This is a genomic window from Rhizobium sp. Leaf311 (assembly GCF_001423445.1).
Classification (GTDB): domain Bacteria; phylum Pseudomonadota; class Alphaproteobacteria; order Rhizobiales; family Rhizobiaceae; genus Agrobacterium.
Genome location: NZ_LMNZ01000008.1, coordinates 374,083 through 394,636, shown reverse-complemented (window position 1 = coordinate 394,636; position 20,554 = coordinate 374,083). Strand labels below are relative to the sequence as shown.

Sequence of the window (20,554 nt, the reverse complement as noted above, 5' to 3'; positions counted from 1 at the left end):
TTACTGAGCGTTTTCCCGATGAGAGATCAGTCGACGGTATTCGGCCTCTGGAATGCCGTAGGAGTCGCCGGCCTTTTCTTCGAGCGCGGCACGGTCTCGGACGGTGATAAGTGCACGTTCAGCGCGAATTGCCCTGTTGCCTTCCAGCTTGTGCAGCGCGTCTGTGACGCTGGGCCGCCTGACGCCGAGCATGACTGACAAAAAGTCGTGCGTCAGCGGAAGCTCGTCACCCAGACGGTCCTGGCACATGAGAAGCCATCGCGCGAGGCGTTGTTCGATATCGTAGCGACCATCTGCCAAGGCAGTGGCAGCGATCTGTATCATGAACACATGGGCATAACGCAGCAGCAACTCCCTGATCGCACGATTGGTGTCTATCAACTCCGTGAGGTCTGCTGATGCAATGCGCAAGGCGGTTCCGCCAGCCTGCATGAACGCCTTGTGAGGGCTTGAATCGACCCCGAGCAGCACCGGTACGCCGGAACAGCCCTCGTGGCCGATGCAGCCAACTTCGATTGATTTCGTTGCGAAAACGACCTCAGACGACAAGCCGCTCTCGAAAAAATAGACGTTGGTAATCGGCTTTTTGCTCTCAAACAGGGTTTGGTCCTGATCGAGTGTCACGAGCTCGGCGCGCGACCTTACCAGCGCGGCGTCCTTCTCGGGAAGTGTTCTCAACAGACCGTTATTTGTCCAAGTCACGCGGTGCCCTTTTCTTCGGTCCAAAGGCGATGCGGGCGAAAGCGTTTTGGACCAAATAAAACGCTTCCCTTATATGTCACGAATTTCACTCCGATGAAACTTTACTGGACGCCAAAGGTTCGGGTCCAACAGGGGAGAATCGCAATGAGATATTATTTTCACGTCCGAAGGCACTCAGAATTGCAGAGAGACCCGGAAGGTGCCGAGTTTGAAACGCTGGAAGACGCATGCAACGAAGCTCTGTGCGCAGCCCGTGAAATACTGGCAGAGAGAATGATCCGGGGTGAAGTGATTGATGGCGAGGTGTTCGAACTAACCAATGAGGCTGGCGAAATCATTCGAACAATTCCCTTCAGAGAAACGGTGCGATTTGATGAATGAAACTCACTCTCACTTTCACCTGCTACACGTATGAATTTGCCAAAGTTGCTATTTTGGTGCCCTGAAATCCCAAGGCTCCAGCAGTCTTTTCCTCAGCTTTTCCCATTATTCAAGTGTAACTTATAGAGCGTACGTTAACGTACCCACTGCCTTCCGGTCGGAACGATGCGGGCGCCTAAGACTTCATCTACCTCTACCTAAGGAGGAGATTAAGCATGGCAGCAGAATTCAGCATTCAGCAGGAACTGGTCGCTCTCATCCCCGCGCTCCGCAGATTCGCGTCCCGGTTTCACCGAAGCACGACAGATGCCGATGACCTTGTTCAGGATACGCTTCTCAAGGCCCTGAAAGCTCTTCCCTCCTTCACGCCAGGTACAAACCTTAAATCCTGGCTGTTTACGATCATGCGTAATGCACACCACACAGCCTATCAAAAGGCCAAGCGCATTACAGTGGGAACGGAAAATCTCGAATTTCTGATGCCGGCAGCGGAATCTCCGCAGGAATGGGCTATGAGAAAAAAAGAATACGACAGGGCGGTGGCGGCAATGCCGGTCATCTATAGAGAAGTATTCCATCTTGTCGTAGAAGACGGCCAGGCCTACGACGCAGCGGCAAGCAAATGCCGTATCTCCGTTGGCACCGTTAAAAGCCGCGTCAATCGCGCCAAACACTTCCTCGCCGACCGCATGGGCGACACAATGGCAAACGTCGCGTCCATATGATTGGGCGCGGCCATCGAGAAGTGGCCATAATGACGATACACTATCGGCGCGCGGTCGCCGCTAGGAACGTGGCGTAACCTCTAGCGTCGCATTGATTCCCGCAACTCTGGAAAGAGTATGCGCGAGGGAAGGGGCAAAGACATCCAGACGGGAGAGGGCAAAACCCTTAAATCTTGGAGCTCTGTACAAAATCCCTGCAAGCCTCGCCAAGCCTTGCGAGATTTTCCTTCAGTTCGGAGTAGCCTGAGCTTTTCCGGCGGGTGGTTTCATCCATATAGAGTTTTCTGTTAATCTCGATCTGGATGCTGTGGCGGTTGTTTTCCGGGGCGCTATAGGCGGAGACGAGTTCGGCGCCGCGAAATGGCACGTTGAGAGAAACCGAATAGCCGAAGCTCTTGAGCGTTTCACAGACCATTCGCACCAATTCCGGCTCGGCGCTTGCCCCATCGTAATCACCAATCACCATGTCCTTGCGAACGGTTCCTGCGGGATCCGGGGATAGCGCGTGGCCGATAGCGGGCATGGAATGGCAATTGACGTGGTAGACCTTCCCGAACCGCTCATGGGTGCTGTCCAGCAGTCGTACGAGCTCACGGTGGTAGGGACGCCAATAGGTGTCGATGCGGTGCTCAAGTTCCTTTACGGTCAGTTTGCGCCCGTACATGGGTTGGTCTCCCCACGCGTAACGCCAGACCAGACCCATGCCGCGTCTGGCAGACGCACTGTCGCGAACCGGGTGTGGCCACAGCCCTTCAACGAGATCCAGATCGACATCTTCAAGGGATCGGTTGAGATCCAGAAAACTGCGGGGAAATTGCGCGCTCAACAGCGGGGCGCCGATTGACGGAGCGAAACTGAAGAGGTCATCGACATATGTGTCGGAAGCCTGAAGGACCATGTCATCCGATACCACGCGCTCAAAATCATCAGGGATTGTCAGCCCGCTATGTGGAGAGTCGAAGACCATCGGGATGCCTGGCGCACTCGCCGGAATGATCGATAGCACGCCCTCGATGTCGAGGGGCTTTGCGAAATGGTCAGTCATTGGAGGTTCCTGCTATGCCGTGGCTGCGAAGGCGGCGGGGTAGGTGGTGTCGGGCATTCCAACGAATTCGCCGTTGCGGCGGCCGATCATGCCCGGCGCGGCGAAGGGCCTGGGGAAAACCGTTTGTGCTGCGGGTCTGATTTTGCCGATGCGCGCCAGCGCCTCCACATGGTCTGCAGGCATGTCCACATTGACGATGATGTCGTTGTGGGGCCCTGTCGTCATGCGTGGCGTGTTCATCGCGTCTTCCACATCCATTCCGGCGTGGACGATCATGCCCGTCAGTTGCGTCAGCGCCGGGACAATCTGGTTGCCTCCGGCTGCGCCGTAAGCGGCAAAAGTGCCGTTCTTATCCGTCAGGATGACGGGGCACATATTGCTTGGAGCATAGGCTTTCGGCACAAGCGAGTTCGCCCGCTCGGGTGTAGGATCGAACCACGACATGCCGTTGTTCAAGAGAATGCCTGTCGAAGGTGACAAGGCGCGTGCACCGAAGCGGTTGAGCAGGGTGAAGGTGATCGCCACCATTCGGCCCTCGCCATCCACGGCGTTGACCTGAGTGGTGCTGGTCTTGTTGGTGGTTTCTGCGGGGTTGAGCCTGCGGCGATGCGCGCCGAAAGACTCCCACAGTGCCTGCGACATGGTGGCGAAGAAATCGCCATCGACGGCCCCTGGACCTCGCTTTTCATCAAAAAACGAAAGCGCATCGAACAAACGCTGTCCGGCGCTGGTCTCTCCTGGCACATGGACGATCTTGTCCTGCAAGGCCATGCTGCGCGCCGGGTAGATCAAGGCTTCGTAATCGGCAAGATCGTCCAGCGTCATGAAACTGCCGCCAGCCTGCAAATCGGCAATGAGGCGCTGACCGATGGAGCCGCCATACAGCGCGTCAGGTCCCTCAGTCGCCAGCGTCTGAAGCGTGTCGAAAAGTGCTGGTGTCGGCAGCACGCTGCCGGGCTCTGGTGGATGGCCGCCGGGCAGAAACACGGTGCGTGCACCCTCATCGTGAGCAAGACCGGAGGCGGCGATGGCGATGGCAAGCGTGGTGTGCCAGTCCACCACCAAGCCTTGTTTCGCCCGCGCTATGGCCGGGGCCAATGCGTCTGCGAAGCCGATTGTTCCGTGCCGTTTCAATGCCTGGGCAAAGCCGCGAACACAGCCGGGAACGACTGCCGCGGTAAAGCCATCGACATTTCTGTTTTCAACGGATGCCGGATGGCCGATGAACGTCTTGATGCCTGGATCTGGCCTGTAAAAGTCAATATCGAAGGAAGACGGGACACGACCCGTAAACTCGATCGTTTCGACCGTGCCATCGGGCTGCGCAATCAGCATGTAGCCGCAGGCTGCAAGGCTTGTCATCCACGGTTCGACGGTTTGCAGGGTGAAGGCCGCTGTTACTGCCGCATCGACAGCATTGCCACCGGCCCGCAGCACGGCGGCACCTGCTTCTGCGGCCACATAATGCTGCGACGTAACGACACCGCGTGAACTGACGCCTGCCACCTTGCGGGTGACGCTGCGTTCAACGCGAAGGTGGTCAAACTGCGGGTTCTCCATCAGCTCGCCTCCATGGCTTCGGCCACCATTCTGCTTGCGCCTGAGAGATCACCAAGCTTTTCACCTGCTTCGATTTTGCCCTTGTGGCGGCCCGCCCGTGCCTGACGGGCTTCAGCCTCAATCAGAACGTCGAGAGCTTCATCTGCGGGAATGACGAGAATGCCGCTTGCATCTGCGACAACGATATCGCCCGGCATGACGGGCACGTTTCCGCAGGAAATGGGCAGGTTGAGCGAACCGCCCAGATCATTCAGGCGGGTCGTTATGCCGGAAACGCCGCGCGCCCACAGGGGCATCCCAAGCTCGACTATTTCTTCCACATCCGTGCACGGGCCATCGATGACGACGCCGACTGCGCCTGCTGTTTTGATCGCGAAGGCAACGCCACCACCGATACAGGCATGCCGATCATCGCCTAGCCGGTCTACGAATAGTAAGTCGCCGGGACGGATGAAGGAAACGGCATGATGCAGAAGGGTCGAGTCCGTGGCCGGAATGGCCAGCGTCACGGCGGTCCCGACCAGGGTCTGCTTGATGTCGACAACGGGTGAGATGGAATGGCGGACGAAGCCGCGATGACGGAAATGCCCTATTGTGGCGACTTCGACGCGTTCAAATCTTGCCCGCAGTTCAGGATCGATTTGCGCAGGCTGAGCGCCAATATGATATTTCTTCATGGGATTTCCTTTGAGAATGTCGGTGCGTCCTGGACGGGCTTATGCTGCCATCCCTTGCCCGGGACGGCGGCCAGCAATTCCTTCGTGTAATCGTGTTTGGGAGCACCGAAGAGGGTCGCCGGATCGCCGCGCTCAACGATGCGCCCGCGACGCATGACCGCGATATTGTCGCATATCTGGCTTGCGACGCGCAGGTCGTGGGTAATGAACAGGATGCCGAAGCCCAGCCGCTCCTGCATCCTTGCCAAAAGCTCGAGGACCTGTGCCTGCACCGAGACATCCAGTGCGGAAACGGATTCATCGGCAATCAGCAGTTCGGGTTCGACCGCAAGCGCCCGCGCAATGCAGATGCGCTGCCTTTGGCCGCCAGAAAATTCGTGCGGAAACCGCGTGGCGGAGGCACGGTCCAGTCCGCAAGCCTCAAGCAGATCGAGCGCGCGGGCCATGGCTTCTTTCGAGTTAAGGCCGTGGACAATAGGTCCTTCCGCGATTGCGTCGCCTATACGCTGACGCGGGTCGAGAGCCGTATAGGGGTCCTGAAAGACGATCTGAACCTTGCGGCGGGCCTCCCTCAACGCTTTGCCACGAAGGCCGGCAAAATTCCCATCGGCGATGAAGATATCGCCGCTTTCCGGCTGCACGAGGCGGATGACGCATTGCGCCAGCGTCGATTTCCCCGAGCCGGACTCGCCGACAAGACCCAGCGTTTCACCTCTGCGGATGGTGAGGTCGACATTATCGACGGCTTTCACCGTTCGGCCAGTTCCGAATACGCCTTTGAGCGAAAACGTCTTGATGATGTTTTTCGCAATCAGAACCGGTGCCCCAAGGCCATCCCGCTCCTTTCTGGGCGTCAGTGTCGGTACCGCTGCCAGCAAGCGTTTCGTATAATCTTCACGGGGGTGGTTGAGCACCTCGTCCTTTGTGCCGATTTCGACCAGCCTGCCTTTCTGCATGACCGCGACGCGGTCGGCAATTTCTGCGACAACGCCGAAATCATGGGTGATGAAGATGATGCCGGTGCCGTGCCGTTCGCGCAGTTCAAGCATGAGCTTGAGGATCTGCGCCTGCGTCGTGACATCCAGTGCGGTGGTTGGTTCGTCAGCAATCAGGACCGCCGGATCAAGCGCAAGAGCTGTGGCGATCATGACGCGCTGGCATTGTCCACCCGACAGTTGGTGGGGGTAGGAATGGAAGATCTCTTCGGGATTTGGGAGGTGGACTTCCTGAAACAGCTTGATGACACGTTCCTTGATCTGCGCCTGCGACAGGGACGTGTGGACTTTGAAGGCTTCGGAGACCTGTTCGCCAATCCGGAAAATGGGATTGAGCGCAGCCGTCGGCTCCTGAAAGATCATGGCGATGCTGCGGCCTGTGATGCCGCGTCTCGTCGCATCGTCGATTGTCAGCAGGTTCTTGTTTTCGAACATCACCTCGCCGCGTGGCGCGCCGAGGTTGCGCGGCAAAAGACCCATCGTCGCCAGCGCCGTCAAGGATTTGCCGGAGCCGGATTCGCCAACGATGCACAGGATCTCTCCCTTGCCGATAGAGAGCGACAGATCCTCGACAGCAAAGCCGCGATCGGCGCCCTGCGGCAAGGGAACGCTGAGATGAGAGATGGACAGCCGCATGTCAGTCATTGGTATCCCGCCTTGTGAATTCCGGGAGACGCCATTTGCGTCTCCCAAGCACCGAACCGCTCATCAGACGAGCTTGAAGTAGTCGCCGTAGATGCGCATTTCACCGTTCGGCTTCAGCCGGAATTCGATGCCTTCCCGATGGGCGCAGTTATAGACGCTCTTCCACATGTAATAGCCGGGCGTGACGCGTTGCCATTCATCCGACAATGCGAGGTAAGCCTTCTTGCGTTCTTCGAAGTCTGTGGCGGCTTCGAATTTCTTGCCGAGTTCAAGGAATTCGGGCGTCGGATCCCACGTCTTCCACGTCGCAGTCGAGCGGGAGGCGGTTGGGCCCCAATCGAGCCAGAGAGGCTGATAGGGGTCGCCGGGAATGAAGTCCGAGCTCATGGACATGTTCATCATGTGGTATGGGCGGCGATAGACAAGTTCGAAATTGTCCAGAACCTGTGCCTGAACATTCACGCCGATTTCGCGCCACTGCTCGATCATGATCTCTGCGGCAGCTTCGTAGTTGGGATAGAACTGGCGGGTGATGTGCCAGATGAGGGTTTCGCCCTTGTATTTCGTCTTCGCCACGAGAGCCTTTGCGGCTTCCACATCATAGGGTAGCTTCACCGGCAGGTTTGGATCGTAGAACTTGCCGTATTCCTTGAAGTTGAAAGGGACAGCGGGGTGTTCGGTCGTGCCGTTGAACAGCGCCTGGACGATGGCGTTCATATCGATGGCCTGGACCATGGCATAGCGAAGGTTCGGATCGACAAGAGGGTTGTCGACAGGGTCTGCACGGGTATTGAAGGCAACCGCCGGATAATTGTCCGCGAGAACACGCTTCAGCGTCACGCCGTCATAGCCCTCAAGTGTGGCCTCCTGATCGGTCGGAATATTGACGATGAAATCGAACTCCTTGGAAACAAGCCCTGCCATGCGCGCTGCGAATTCTGGAACGATCTTCCAGTTGATCTTCTGTGCCGGTGGCGGGCCAGCCCAATAGTCGTCAAAGGCGTCAAGAACCATAACCTCACCGGAGCGGAACGTCGTGACCTTGTAAGGACCCGTACCGATGGGCTTCTGTCCGAAGGCATCTACACCAACGTCGAGATAATATTTCTTCGGCACGACAAAGCCGATATAGCCGGTCAGCTTGCTGGGAATGTTGGGGTCCGGATTGACCGTCTCCAGCTCGAATGTGTATTTGCCTGTGGCTTCGACGCGCTTGAAGCCAGCCGCAAATGTCTTGCCACGTGGCTCAAAGGGTTTTTCGCCCCACAGACGTTCGGCAGAGAGCGAGAAGACTGCATCCTCTGCGGTCATTTCACTGCCATCGTGGAATTTCACGCCTTCACGCAGGGTGAAAGTCCAGACGTTTCCGTTTTGCTCCCATTTCGTCGCCAGCTTGGGCGCAAAAATCAGGCCGTTCTCGTCATTGATGTAATCGCGTTCGACAAGCGTATCGTAGAAGTTCGGAAAAATCCGGCGTGAGGTGGTGGAGATGCCGTTGATCGGCGCCATCGTTGCCCAGAGATTGTCGACGGCGATGTTCAAGGTTGGCCGCTGCTGGGCGTAAGCAACGGGCACGCGTGCGGCCAGACTGGCTGCGCCTGCTGCAAGAATAAGACTTCCAACTTCACGTCTGGTAAACATTGTTCTTACCTCTCCTGGTCTTGTTCTGTTTATGCGTTACGGCCCTGCAGCATCGGATCCAGCCGGTCACGCAGCCAGTCGCCGACGATGCTCATGGAAAGTGTCACGAGGAAAATGACCGTGCCGGGCACGACCGATATCCACCATGCTGTCGAAAGATAATCGCGTCCGTCACCCAGGATCTGGCCAAGGCTGGTCTGCGGTGCCTGAATGCCAAGGCCCAGAAAGCTCAGCGATGTTTCCAGCAGTATGATCTGCGGAAAGGTCAAGGTGACCTGAACGATGAGTGCGCTTGCGACGTTGGGAAGTACGTGTTTCAGGTAAAGGCGTCCGTTGCCCGCACCCAAAGCAACAATGGCCTTGGCGTAAGGTTGGTTGATCGCTGAAAGGACCACGCCGCGGGACAGGCGGGCATATTTTTCCCAGCCGAACAGACCCATCAGCAGAATGAAGAGAACGAGGCTGTTGCCGAAGAAGGCCAGCAGCGTAAGCGTGATGAGAATGAAGGGCAGCGAAGCCTGGAAATCCACCAGCATCATCAGTGCTTCATCGACAAAGCCACGGAAATGCGCCGCGATAAAGCCGATCAGCGAACCGAAAACAGCGCCTATGATTGTGCCCGCCAGAGCCACCGTCAACGACATCTGCAGGGCCGCGATAAGTCGGGCAACCATGTCACGACCAATGCGGTCGGTGCCCAGCGGAAAATTCGGGTTGCCGCCGGTGAGAAACGCCGGGGGCTTCAGGCGCGCCAGAAGGTTCTGCTGCGTCACACCATGCGGCGTAAAAATGTTGCCGACGATGGCGACGAAGACTGCCAGAGCGAGCACAATGATGGCAAAGATGAGAATGGGAGAGCGGCGCTTCATCGTTGCAATCCTAATTCGAGACGCGAATGCGCGGATCTAGCAGACCGTAAAGCAGGTCCACGATCAAATTGGCGATAACCATTGTCATGGCCATGACGAGCACCAGAGCCTGCACCACCGCAAGATCCCGCGACGAGACGGCGGTGACCAGCAGCCGCCCGACGCCTGGCCAGGCAAATACCGTTTCGACGACAATCGCACCGCCGATGAGCTCACCCAGATTGAGACCTATGATGGTAACGATCGGAATTCCGGCATTGGGCAGTGCATGGAAAACAATTCGCTTCCAGTAACTCACGCCTTTTGCGGCTGCCGCACGAATATAGAGCTTGTCCAGCACCTCCAGCATGGCAGACCGGGTGAAGCGCGCCAGGGTCCCTGCGGTAAAGGTCGCGAGCGTCAGGGCGGGCATGATGAAATGCCATATCGTACCCGTGCCCGAACTCGGAAGCCACTGAAGGGCCAAGGAAAACAGCAGGATGAGCAGAATGCCGAGGAAGAAGTTCGGAATGGCAAAGCCAAAGACGGCAGTTGCCATGATGAGGTTGTCGAAGGGCGAACCGCGCTTGATGGCGGCAAAGATGCCTGCGGGAACGCCGATGACGATGGCACCCGCATAGGCAACGAGGCCGAGCATGATGGTCCATGGCACGCGCTCGGCGATGATGTCGATGACCTCGCGGCCATCGCGATAGGAAATACCGAACTGGCCTGTTGCCATCTGGCCGATATAGCGCAGATACTGCACCCACAGACTATCGTCCAGACGCCAGAGCGCGCGGAACTGCTCGATTTCCTGGGGTGTCGCGTCGGCCCCCACAAGGGCCACAACCGGATCTCCCGACGTTCTCAGCACGACGAATGTGAACGTAATGACAAACCACAGCGTCAGAACTGTGCGCAAGATTTTTAGCGACCAGAATCGTGTCATGGTGCTCCGTTTTCTGGAACCGATGGTTCAGCTATTCCCGTTATTTCTATATTTTTTTAAGAGATAACCATGGGAATAGATTATTATCTATTACAAAATAACCATGGGATTGATATGTGTAGCGTATGAAATACGGCATAGAGTTTCGTCACCTTCACTATTTCGCCTGCGTTGCAGAGGAGCTGCATTTCAGCCGCGCGGCTGACAAGTTGGGCATGGCACAGGCTCCGCTCAGCCAGCAGATCCGCCAGCTTGAGGAACGTATCGGCACACGCCTGTTCCTGCGCACGACACGAAGCGTGAAGCTGACTCCGGCTGGTGAGATATTCCTGAGACATGCGATGGAAATTCTAGGCGGCATCGACCGGGCCGTCACGCACACCCGTTCCATTTCCGGAGACGATGGTGGAAAGATTTACGTCAGCGGGGTTCATGTTGCGTTGTCGCACATCCTGCCGGAGGTGATCGCCGAGTTTCACAGGAAGTATCCCAATATCCAGGTGGATGTGCAGCTGTTGGGAACGGCAAGCCAGCTGGAGATGCTCCAGAGTGGCAAGGTACAGGTCGCCTTCATTCGCCCGACCAATCCCGCGGGCTTCCTGAAGACCGATCACCTGTTGAAGGAAGGTTTCGTCGCTGTTTTGCCCAAGCACCACCGCCTGGCTGAGCGGGATGACATTGGTGTTCGGGATTTTGCCGGGGAGCCGATCATAACCTACGCGCCGACGATTGGTGCGAGCTATCACCATGCCATCATGGACGCGTTCCGTCGTGCAGCGATCTATCCGATGATCGTCCAGGAAGTGTCCCACACGCTCGCCATCGCCACACTGGTTGCGGCGGGCGTGGGCATTGCAATCGCGCCATCATGGCTCGCCCACAATCTCAGCCCCCATCTGGTCTACCGTCCTCTGGATGAAATACCTGACGAGGTCGAACTGATCATTGGCTGGCAGGCCAATGAAACGTCGAAAGTTATTCTGGATTTCATCGAGATCGCAAAGAACACATGTGCTGGCCGCAACCGGCTGCGGTCTATGGTGGGGCGTTGAATGCAATAGGGGCGGGGGGAGCCTTTTCCGCGCGGGGCAGCGGCAACACGCTAGTTTTATAAGCCATTGCTTTACTGTTATGCCAATCGATTGTAGGCAGGATCGCGAATATATCGGGATGAATGAGAATGAATGTTTCGGCTGGCAACCAGACGCAGTGGATCAAGACTATTCTGGATAATCTGGCTGCCAAGCCTGTAGGGGCATATGACGCGTGGCCTGCAACGCTCAAGACCATGTTCGGTACGGTTGCTGCTTCTCCCCATCAGGTCATACTATTCTGGGGCCCGGAATATCTGGCCATCTATAATGAAGCCTATGCGCCCACAATCGGCCTGAAACATCCCGCCGCCTTCGGCAGTCGTGCCTGCGAATATTGGGCGGAGCTCTGGGACGACCTCGAACCCCTGCTCGATCAGGTAAGGAACAAGGGCGAGCCCGTCTATATCAAGGACCGACCCTTCTACATCGAGCGCCATGGCGAGCCGGAAACCGTTACATTCGACATCGCTTATTCGGCCGTTCCCGATGACACGGGACAAATCGCCGGCGTGCTTTGCATCGTCAGCGAAACGACCGAGCGCACCCGTGCGGAACAACGGCTAACCGAAAGCGAGGCGCGCTTCCGCAACATGGCGGACCACGCTCCGGTGATGATGTGGGTGGTGAACGAGAGCGGCTACTGCACCTACCTGAACAGCCGCTGGTATCAATATACGGGACAGACGCCCGAACAGGCTGAAGGTTATGGTTGGCTTGATGCCACGCACCCTGACGATAAGGCGCGGGCGACGGAGGCTTTTCTTGAGGCCCTGGCGAAGCAGGAGAGTTTCAGGCTCGAGTACCGCCTACGGCGTCGGGACGGTGTCTATCGCTGGGCAATCGATGCAGCCGAGCCGCGTTTTTCGCCAGATGGCAATTTTCTTGGCTATATCGGCTCCGTCATCGATATCGACGAGCGTCACGAGATAGAGCAGAAGCTGTGGGAGAGCGAAAACGGGCTTCGTGCGCTCACAAATTCCATCGACCAGATGGTCTGGTCCACGCGCCCGGACGGCTTCCACGATTTTTATAACACGCGATGGTATGATTTTACCGGAGTCGAGCGGGGCTCGACCGATGGTGCGGGCTGGAACGACCTGTTTCATCCCGAGGACAGGGACCGGGCTTGGGCTGTCTGGCGCGAGTCGCTTGACACGGGCAAGCCTTATCATATCGAATACAGGTTGCGGCATCACTCAGGGCAATATCGGTGGGTGATCGGGCGCGCCAAGCCGATCACGAATGCCGATGGTAAGATTACACGCTGGTACGGCACCTGTACCGACGTCCACGAGCTAAAATCTGCCGAGTTGAGCCGCAGTGCCATTGTGGCATTCGACGAAGTAGCGGCACGGCTGCACGACCCGGATGCAATCATCAAGGCCGGACTGGAGGCCGTGGTCACGACGATGAAAGTCGGCCGCGCTGGCTACGGGACAATCGACGAGAAGACTGAGACGGTTCATATCAGTCACGATTGGACCGTTGAAGGGATGCCCCCCTTGTCTCCTCTGCATAAGCTTCGTGATTATGGACAGCTCATTGAAGGTTTGAAGCGCGGGGAAGTGGTTGTCATTACGGACGCTCGTCTTGATGGGCGAACCCGTGATCAGCAGGACAATTTCGACGCGATTTCCGCTAGGTCGAGCGTGAGCGTTCCGCTGCGGGAAAGAAACGGGCTGGTTGCGGTGTTGTTCGTGAACAATCGCAACACCACGGAATGGAGCGCAGAGGAACTGACGTTCCTGAAGGATATGGCCGGACGCATTCGCAACTCGGTGGAAAGGCGTCGCGCCGAAAACGATCTGCGCCAGCTGACCGATAATCTCGAGGAGCAGGTTGCGCGGCGGACCGAAGAGCTGCGCAAATCCGAAGAACGGCTGAAGCAAAGCCAGAAGCTTGAAACGATTGGCAAGTTGACGGGCGGCGTTGCGCACGACTTCAACAACCTTCTGCAGGTTGTCGCAGGCAATTTGCAATTGTTGCAGAAGGATGTCGCCGGAAACGAGCGCGCCGAGCGCAGGGTTACCAATGCCATGGCGGGCGTCAGTCGCGGCGCCAAGCTTGCAAGTCAATTGCTCGCTTTCGGACGGCGGCAACCGCTCGATCCGAAGGTGATCAATGTCGGCAGGTTCCTGCGGGACATGGATGACATGTTGCGCCGATCTATCGGGGAAGCCGTCGAGATCGAAACGATCATTGGCGGTGGTCTATGGAACTGTCTGGCCGACCCTACGCAGGTCGAGAATGCCATTCTCAATCTGGCAATCAACGCCCGTGACGCCATGAGCGGGCAGGGGAAGCTGACGATCGAAGTGGGCAACGCATATCTGGACGACCAATATGCGGAAAAGCACGAGGATGTCAGCACTGGCCAATATGTGATGATATCGGTAACCGACACCGGTTCAGGCATTTCACCCGAAATGCTCGATCAGGTGTTCGAACCCTTCTTCTCGACCAAGCCGGAAGGGAAGGGAACTGGCCTTGGCCTTTCCATGGTGTTCGGCTTCGTCAAACAATCCGGTGGACATGTCAAAATCTACTCGGAAGTTGGCCACGGCACGACCGTGCGAATGTATCTGCCAAGGGCAAACGCGTCTGAAGACCGTGAGACCGTCAACCTTTCGGGCCCTGTTATCGGCGGGAACGAGACTATTCTTGTTGCCGAAGATGACGATGAGGTTCGCGGCACCGTCGTCGAAACATTGACCGATCTCGGATATCGGGTTGTCAAGGCGCCGAATGCCGATGCGGCACTGGTTGTGATTGAGGCCGGTGTGCCCATCGACCTGCTGTTTACGGATGTTGTCATGCCGGGAACGATGAAAAGCCCCGAGCTTGCCCGCCGTGCAAAAGAGCGTCTGCCTGATATCGCGGTGCTCTATACGTCCGGCTACACGGAAAACTCCATTGTGCATGACGGGCGGCTGGATCCCGGCGTGGAGCTTTTGTCCAAGCCCTATACGCGTGAGGCGTTGGCCAAGAAAATCCGGCACGTGCTGGCAAATCGGGCACAGCGTATTGAGGCAAAGGACCGCTCTGCACCAAAGCGTGCGCAAGCGGTTCCTGCCGTTGAAGTCACCGTCAGCAAACGCATTCTGCTCGTGGAGGATGATCCGCTCATTCGAGCAAATACGGCCGAATTGCTCATTGAACTCGGCCATGAAGTCATGGAGGCGGAAACGGGCGCTGAGGCTTTGCGGCAGGCGGCAGATGGCGATCTGGACATTCTGGTTACGGACATTGGTCTGCCGGATGTGAGTGGCGAGGATCTTGCGGGTCAACTGGCGGGCATCAAGCCCGATCTCAAGATCATTTTCGCGACCGGTCACGCAATCCGCTCGCATGCGCAGCCAGGTGCAGTTTCGTTGATCAAGCCCTACAACAAGGATGACCTAGCCGCAGCGATTGCCAAGGCCACTGCGTAGCCATGCCGGACGCATCCGGAGACAAGGCTGCTTGGGAGGTGCTGCAAGCGCTGTCTCGCTTTCCGGGCGGCTACAGACGCGGAACCTTTGAGGGTTCGGTCTGGGGCGTTACAGTCAGGCGTTCCGATGATGGCAGACGTATCTGGTTGTTTGCGGAGGATCTGGCTGGCACGGATATTGTGAGCTTCAATATCTATCGGTTGAACTCTGGAGCAAGTGTGCTAAAGCCCTGCGAAATGTCTTCCGAAAAGATTGTGGCATTCATGCTCGGTTTTGTCGCCGATTAGGCTCAAGGCATCAGCGCAAAAAGCCTTCCGCGCTGAAATCTTCCCAGCCGCGCAGATCTGCGTCTGGCTTGTCTGCGGAAGCTTCCTTTGACTTGGCCTTTGTCTTGGCGCTTTTGAGCGAGCGCGTCAGCTTTGCCTTGTAGGCAGCGCGTCTCCTGTTTTCCTTCGCAGCGGCGGCATCGTCCTCGCGCCAGTCTTCAATCACGCCGCTATCGAGCAAGCCCACCACCATTTTCGGATCGAAGACATGGAAGGTTATCTTCTTTGCCCTTCCGCGCAATTTTACTGTCCGCGTACCGGCACTTGGCAATCTGCCATCGGCAAGCCAGCGGTGCCTTTCGGTTGCCGAGATTGTCAGAATATCCTGTATCTCTCTAGGGATAACCGGCAGGTCGTCGATCTTTTCGAGGCATTTCGAGACGATTGAGGACACGGCATTGAAAGCCGCTTTTTCCGCTTCCGGCATGATGAGGCTCAGCGTCGTGCCATCGCTGGTCAGTAATTTTTTATAGGCGAGTGGCACCTGCGCCCTAAGCTCCAGCAGCAGGCCGTGCGCTCGTACCGCTGAGCCAAGCGTCGCCGATGCAGGAAGCTGCCAGGTCTTGATGATCTCGACGTGATCGTTTTTCTTTTGTTTCGGCATCGCTTGAACACATGGGTGGCGCGTGGCTGCGTGTCAATAAAGGCCACGGAGCTTTGCTTGATCGGACCGGAATACGATGGCGCCCGATATCACCTATTCAACAAGGACAGGCTCTTTTCATCCGGGTGACCATCATAGAAGCTCTTCAATGCCTCTTCGAACAGGTTGCCCTCAGGGCTGATGGCTTCAAAGAGCGTAAGACAGGAGCGAAACTTCAAATCATCGGGCGACCCGAAGATATCGTGCGCCGTCTTGTCTTTGTGACCCAGCACGATGCTGACGCATTTCTTTAGCCGCTCACCCAGAACCTGGTGGTTTAGGTAGGAGCGCGCTTCGGCTTCAGAACCGATGGAGTAGATTTGTGCCATCGACGAGGAACCGAGCCCGGCAATCTGGGGGAAGATGAACCACATCCAGTGCGTTCTTTTCTTTCCGTCTTTCAGCTCCTGCAGCACTGTTTCAAAGACAGCGTCCTGCGCCTGGGTAAACCGGTGTAAATCAAATGCTGCGTTATCTTTTACCACCCGGCGTTCCTCCAAGGAGAACATTTGTGTAGAACGACACCGAGCCGATGTGTCGAACATCGGCCCGGACTGATAAGCCATGCATCTGCCCGGTCAGAGCGAAATGGAACCCTCGTCTGCGCCATCCCAATAGCGTATGTTTTTAGCCCTGACGGCAATCATGACGATGTCGGGCGTATCGATGCCTTCCGGGAAATAACGGTCAAGATCCTTTGTCCAGTGCTCTTCGAACTGCGACTTGTCATCAATGAGAGAGGCATTGCCCTCGACCGTGATGAAAAGCGGTGACCCGCCCAGCATGCCAACCGCTCCGGTATAGGTGAGGCTTACGTTGTTATCAGACCTGATTTCGCTAACTTTGTTTGATGATCCATAGGCGAAGAAATAGCTGTCGCCATCATATTCAACATCGCCATTGTTGCTCATCGGCCGTGCAGTCAGCCCGTTTACGGACGATCTTGTGTTCAACATCGCGAAGTCGAGCTTCGCCATTTTCTTGGAAAGGTCTTTCAGACTGAGGTCAGACATATGCGCTCCGCATGTTGCGAGGATGAAGTCTGTCCAACTGCTGGCAGAACCAATGGTTCCGAGGCAGCAATCCGCGTTTCCGATGGAAGGCGGTCATCCGGCACCTGCTCGCTGAAAAAGTGTCGAAGCCCGGGCTGAAACGCAAAAGACACTCAGGCGATCGCCCAAGTGTCTTTCGTGGAAACACCCTTGCGGGTGGGGAGAACGCTTAGAATGGGTAGTGCTGGCCTGGATCCTCAACCGTGATCCAACGCAGGTCGGTAAATTCTGCAATCGCTGCCTTGCCGCCGAAACGGCCATAGCCACTTTGCTTTACGCCGCCGAATGGCATTTGCGCTTCGTCGTGCAGGGTCGGGCCATTGATATGGCAAATGCCCGACTCGATGCGCGCTGACAGCTCCATCGCCCGCTTGATGTTCTGGCTGAAGATGGCAGACGAGAGGCCGTATTCGGTGTCATTGGCGACCCGCAAAGCTTCCTCGTCGTTGGAAACACGAATGATTGGCTTTACAGGGCCGAAGGACTCGTCCGAATAGACCTTCATGTCGGGCTTGACGTGATCGAGAAGCGTTGCCTCTACCACGGTGCCGGTGCGTTTTCCGCCAGCAACAAGCTTGGCACCTTTCGCAGTCGCGTCCGCAATGAGGCTTTCCATTCTGTCAGCAGCTTCGGTGCTGATGAGAGAGCCCAGCACGACATGGCCGCGAGGATCGCCAGCTGGGAGTTGCGAGGCGCGTGCAGCGAGCTTTGCCACGAACTCATCGGCAATCGCGTCCTGCACGATGATCCGCTCGGTCGACATGCAGATCTGTCCCTGATGCATGAAGGCTCCGAAAATCGCAGCATTGACGGCACCGTCGATGTCGGCATCGTCAAGCACGATCAATGGTGCCTTGCCGCCCAGTTCCAGAAGTGCGGGCTTGATATGCTCGCCGCACAGCTTTGCAATGATCTTGCCGACCTTTGTCGAACCGGTGAAGTTGACGCGGCGCACTGCCGGATGGGCAATCAGGGCAGCGACAATATCGCCCGCATCTTCCGGCGCATTGGTGATGACGTTGATCACGCCAGCAGGAAGGCCCGCTTCGACCAGCGCTGCGCCGATCAGACTATGGGTTCCGGGGCACTGCTCTGATGCCTTGAGGATGACGGTGTTACCGCAGGCGATGGGCATTGCAATCGCGCGTGTGGCGAGAATGACCGGTGCATTCCACGGCGCAATCGCAAGGCAGACGCCCGCTGCCTGGCGAATGCCCATGGCCAGCGTGCCAGGCTTGTCGGACGGAATGACTTCACCCGTGATCTGGGTTGTCATGGAAGCCGCTTCACGCAGAACATTGGCGGCGAGCATGACGTTGAAACCGGCCCAAGGCCCGGTTGCGCCGGTTTCCTCGATCATGAGGGTCGTAAATTCCGCGACCTTGGAGGCCAGAATGTCGGCGGCCTTCAACAACAGCGCGCGGCGCTGCAAGGGGCCTGTCTTGGACCACTCTGGAAACGCTGCGGAGGCTGCTTCTACCGCGGCGTTGACATCCTCGATGCCAGCCGCTGCGGCACGTGTGGCCAGCTTCTGCGTAAAGGGGTCCAGCCTGTCATAGGTCCGACCGCTTGCGGCAGCGCGTGAAACGCCATTAATCAGAAGGGAAATATTCATAACGGTCTCCTCTTTTCCTCACCCCGGCAACAGTTGATTATAGTAATATTCCGTTGCCTTCGAATGGTTTGTTATTGATGTGACGGACTGTTGAATATGAGCGCGTCGAGCGCGACTGCTCCCTCGCCCTCGGGATAAAGCACGACCGGATTGAGGTCGATTTCCGAGATGGAAGGATTGGCCAGAAGCAGCCCGCCAACATGCGAGATGATGTCTGCCGCCGCCTTTATATCCAGTGCTGGCGCCCCCCGGAAACCATGCAGCAGATCTGCCGCCTTCAACTGGTTCAACTCCGCGATGATGGCATCGACTGTCAGATCGGGAGGCAGCAGGCGAACATCCTGATGGATTTCCGCCGTTACGCCGCCAAAGCCTGCGAGGATGACGGGTCCCCAATCCGGGTCGTTGCGAGCGCCGACAATGAGTTCGACGCCGGATTTTCCCATGTGCTCCAGCAGCACGCCATCCAGCACCAGGCCCGGGCGATGATGGGCAATGTTGCCTTGCAGACGTTGCCAGCCCTCTTTCAGAGCCTCCGCATCCGCCAGTTTGAGAATGACGCCGCCGGCATCGCTCTTGTGGCTGAGATCCGCAGACTGGGCCTTGAGGACCAGCGGGTAACCGACCTCCTGTGCCACAGCAAGGGCTTCATCGAGCGAGGTCACGAAACGCCCTTTGGGGAAGGGAATGCCGCAGGGCGCGAGAAGCTCTTTGGCCCGGTATTCGGGGATCACACCTTCGACAGTCGAGATGCCGATATCCGTCAATTGCTGACCGCTTGCCGGTGTGAAATCCCGCTTCGCGAAATCGCCAATCCGCTTCAAAGCCCTGAAGGCGCGCTCTGTCGATGGGAAATAGGGTATGCCATGCGCCCGCAAACGTTCAATATATTCTGCTGGGAAGGGGGCGCCTTCATCCAGACCGGCAAAGATGAGCGGTTTCTGCGAAGTGCTGTTTTCGACGGCTTTGAGGATGGGCGGCAGCTTGATGCCAGATGTGACAGGGTCCGTCTGAATGATGCAGGCGACAACGCTGCCAAACCGGTCGTCGTGCAGGAGAGACGTGAGTGTTCTCTCGTAGAGGTCCGGTTCGACAAGGCCCTGTGCGGTAATATCGAGCGGGTTGCTGACGCCGACAAAGGCTGGCAGGGTAGCGCGCAGCTCGGGCGCATTGGTGTCATCGATGGCTGGCAAGGCAAGGCCAATTTCCTCGCAATGATCGAGCATCAGCGCCTTGAACGCACCGGACTCGCCCATGATTGCCGGCCCTTCGGACGGCATCTGCTTGCAGCGAAGCAGGATTTCGGTGGTATCGCCAAGCTCTTCCAGGGTTTCTGCAAAGATGACGCCCGCCCGCTCGACGTGAACGCGCATGACCTGGTAGTCGCCCGTCATCGCGCCCGTATGGGTCGCAGCAGACTCACGCGCAGCGCTGCTCTTGCCGGGATGAAGGAGAACGATCCGCTTGCCCTTTTCACGGGCCTTGCGTGCGGCTGCAAGGAAGCGCGACGGCTGACGGAACTGCTCGACAATCAGCGCCATCACCGATGTCGATGGGTCTTCGAGAAGATACTCGACATAATCTTCGACGCCGCTGCCGGCTTCATTGCCTGTCGAAACCGAGTAGGAAATGCCAAGATCGCGGCTTGCAAATGTCACGCCGAGCACGGCTGCCATGGCGCCGCTTTGAGACACGATTGCGACGCCCGCCCGGCCATCGAGAGACTTGGTCTGCGTTTCGATGAAGGTGAGGGGAATGTGATCGATATGATTGACCATTCCCAGGCAATTCGGTCCTTCAACCACCATGCCGACCTCAGCGGCGATCCGGCTGATCTCGCGCTGCTCGGCAAGCCCCTCTTCACCACCTTCGGCAAAACCGGCGGAGAAGATGACGACCGAGCCGACACGACGGCGCGCGAGCGCCGTCACGGATTCCAGAACCGCGCCGCGTGGAATGGCGAGGACGGCGGCATCGACGCCTTCAGGCAGATCATCGATGGATGGCAGGCACGGCCTGCCGCCAATCTCGGCCCGTTTGGGGTTGATGAGATGGATGTCTCCCTTGAACCCATTGCGCTCAAGATTTGTGAGGACCGAGGCGCCGAGTGCGCCCGGCTTGTCGGAAGCGCCGACAATGGCGACAGATCCCGGACGCAACAAGCGTTCCATGGCCGCCCGTGACCGGACGTCAGCATGATTCTGGCGTGTCATGGGCCTCTC

Annotated in this window: 18 protein-coding genes; 5 read left to right on the top strand and 13 right to left on the bottom strand. The window is 57.4% G+C overall.

The genetic code is table 11. The features are described 5' to 3' along the window. Window positions 1–702 carry a Crp/Fnr family transcriptional regulator gene (locus ASF69_RS13670; protein ID WP_062588318.1) on the bottom strand — a complete coding sequence of 234 codons (702 nt, stop codon included), beginning with the start codon at window positions 700–702 and terminating at the stop codon, window positions 1–3. Window positions 703–846: 144 nt separating this feature from the next. Between ASF69_RS13670 and ASF69_RS13665 the strand changes: the two genes are divergently transcribed. After that, window positions 847–1,083, top strand: a complete 237-nt coding sequence (locus ASF69_RS13665) for a hypothetical protein (RefSeq protein WP_062588316.1) — start codon at window positions 847–849, stop codon at window positions 1,081–1,083. A gap of 215 nt (window positions 1,084–1,298) precedes the next feature. After that, window positions 1,299–1,808, top strand: a complete 510-nt coding sequence (locus tag ASF69_RS13660; RefSeq protein ID WP_062588314.1) for a sigma-70 family RNA polymerase sigma factor — start codon at window positions 1,299–1,301, stop codon at window positions 1,806–1,808. 166 nt (window positions 1,809–1,974) lie between these two features. Here the strand turns inward: ASF69_RS13660 and ASF69_RS13655 are convergent, their stop codons facing one another. From ASF69_RS13655 to ASF69_RS13625, 7 genes are all read right to left on the bottom strand, one after another. Further along, complete coding sequence (locus tag ASF69_RS13655) at window positions 1,975–2,853, bottom strand: N-formylglutamate amidohydrolase (RefSeq protein ID WP_062588312.1); 879 nt, start codon at window positions 2,851–2,853, stop codon at window positions 1,975–1,977. Window positions 2,854–2,865: 12 nt separating this feature from the next. Next, on the bottom strand, window positions 2,866–4,413 hold the full coding sequence (locus ASF69_RS13650; protein WP_062588311.1) for a gamma-glutamyltransferase: 1,548 nt from the start codon (window positions 4,411–4,413) through the stop codon (window positions 2,866–2,868). Continuing rightward, window positions 4,413–5,090: a 4-hydroxy-4-methyl-2-oxoglutarate aldolase gene (locus ASF69_RS13645; RefSeq protein ID WP_062588309.1), complete on the bottom strand. Its 678-nt coding sequence runs from the start codon at window positions 5,088–5,090 to the stop codon at window positions 4,413–4,415. Before ASF69_RS13645 ends, ASF69_RS13650 begins: the two co-directional genes overlap by 1 nt. Beyond that, a complete protein-coding gene (locus tag ASF69_RS13640) occupies window positions 5,087–6,730 on the bottom strand; it encodes an ABC transporter ATP-binding protein (protein WP_062588307.1) in 1,644 nt (547 codons plus the stop codon). The genes ASF69_RS13645 and ASF69_RS13640 overlap by 4 nt, the downstream gene beginning before the upstream one ends. A gap of 63 nt (window positions 6,731–6,793) precedes the next feature. Continuing rightward, window positions 6,794–8,371, bottom strand: a complete 1,578-nt coding sequence (locus ASF69_RS13635; protein ID WP_062588305.1) for an ABC transporter substrate-binding protein — start codon at window positions 8,369–8,371, stop codon at window positions 6,794–6,796. Between the two features lie 29 nt (window positions 8,372–8,400). Continuing rightward, the gene (locus tag ASF69_RS13630; RefSeq protein WP_062588303.1) at window positions 8,401–9,240 is read right to left on the bottom strand and encodes an ABC transporter permease; all 840 of its coding nucleotides are present in this window, start codon (window positions 9,238–9,240) and stop codon (window positions 8,401–8,403) included. Window positions 9,241–9,250: 10 nt separating this feature from the next. Further along, window positions 9,251–10,171: an ABC transporter permease gene (locus ASF69_RS13625; RefSeq protein ID WP_062588301.1), complete on the bottom strand. Its 921-nt coding sequence runs from the start codon at window positions 10,169–10,171 to the stop codon at window positions 9,251–9,253. A 125-nt stretch (window positions 10,172–10,296) separates the two neighbouring features. Here ASF69_RS13625 and ASF69_RS13620 point away from each other — a divergent pair, with 125 nt between their 5' ends. The 3 genes from ASF69_RS13620 to ASF69_RS13610 all read left to right on the top strand — a co-directional run bounded on the left by ASF69_RS13620 (window position 10,297) and on the right by ASF69_RS13610 (window position 14,983). Next, a complete protein-coding gene (locus ASF69_RS13620; protein WP_062588299.1) occupies window positions 10,297–11,223 on the top strand; it encodes a LysR substrate-binding domain-containing protein in 927 nt (308 codons plus the stop codon). Window positions 11,224–11,351: 128 nt separating this feature from the next. Further along, window positions 11,352–14,696 carry a PAS domain S-box protein gene (locus ASF69_RS13615; RefSeq protein WP_062588297.1) on the top strand — a complete coding sequence of 1,115 codons (3,345 nt, stop codon included), beginning with the start codon at window positions 11,352–11,354 and terminating at the stop codon, window positions 14,694–14,696. Window positions 14,697–14,698: 2 nt separating this feature from the next. Continuing rightward, window positions 14,699–14,983, top strand: a complete 285-nt coding sequence (locus ASF69_RS13610; RefSeq protein WP_062588295.1) for a hypothetical protein — start codon at window positions 14,699–14,701, stop codon at window positions 14,981–14,983. A gap of 10 nt (window positions 14,984–14,993) precedes the next feature. Here ASF69_RS13610 and ASF69_RS13605 read toward each other — a convergent pair whose 3' ends face one another. The 5 genes from ASF69_RS13605 to ASF69_RS13585 form a co-directional block, all read right to left on the bottom strand. Continuing rightward, window positions 14,994–15,626 carry a hypothetical protein gene (locus ASF69_RS13605; RefSeq protein ID WP_062588293.1) on the bottom strand — a complete coding sequence of 211 codons (633 nt, stop codon included), beginning with the start codon at window positions 15,624–15,626 and terminating at the stop codon, window positions 14,994–14,996. A gap of 89 nt (window positions 15,627–15,715) precedes the next feature. After that, the gene (locus ASF69_RS13600) at window positions 15,716–16,231 is read right to left on the bottom strand and encodes a DUF1810 domain-containing protein (RefSeq protein WP_244475473.1); all 516 of its coding nucleotides are present in this window, start codon (window positions 16,229–16,231) and stop codon (window positions 15,716–15,718) included. Between the two features lie 12 nt (window positions 16,232–16,243). Next, window positions 16,244–16,678: a pyridoxamine 5'-phosphate oxidase family protein gene (locus ASF69_RS13595; protein ID WP_062588290.1), complete on the bottom strand. Its 435-nt coding sequence runs from the start codon at window positions 16,676–16,678 to the stop codon at window positions 16,244–16,246. Window positions 16,679–16,886: 208 nt separating this feature from the next. After that, entirely contained in the window at window positions 16,887–18,332 is a 1,446-nt protein-coding gene (locus ASF69_RS13590) for an aldehyde dehydrogenase (RefSeq protein WP_062588288.1), read from the bottom strand. A 71-nt stretch (window positions 18,333–18,403) separates the two neighbouring features. Next, window positions 18,404–20,545, bottom strand: a complete 2,142-nt coding sequence (locus ASF69_RS13585; protein WP_062588286.1) for an acetate--CoA ligase family protein — start codon at window positions 20,543–20,545, stop codon at window positions 18,404–18,406. Window positions 20,546–20,554 lie beyond the last annotated feature (9 nt).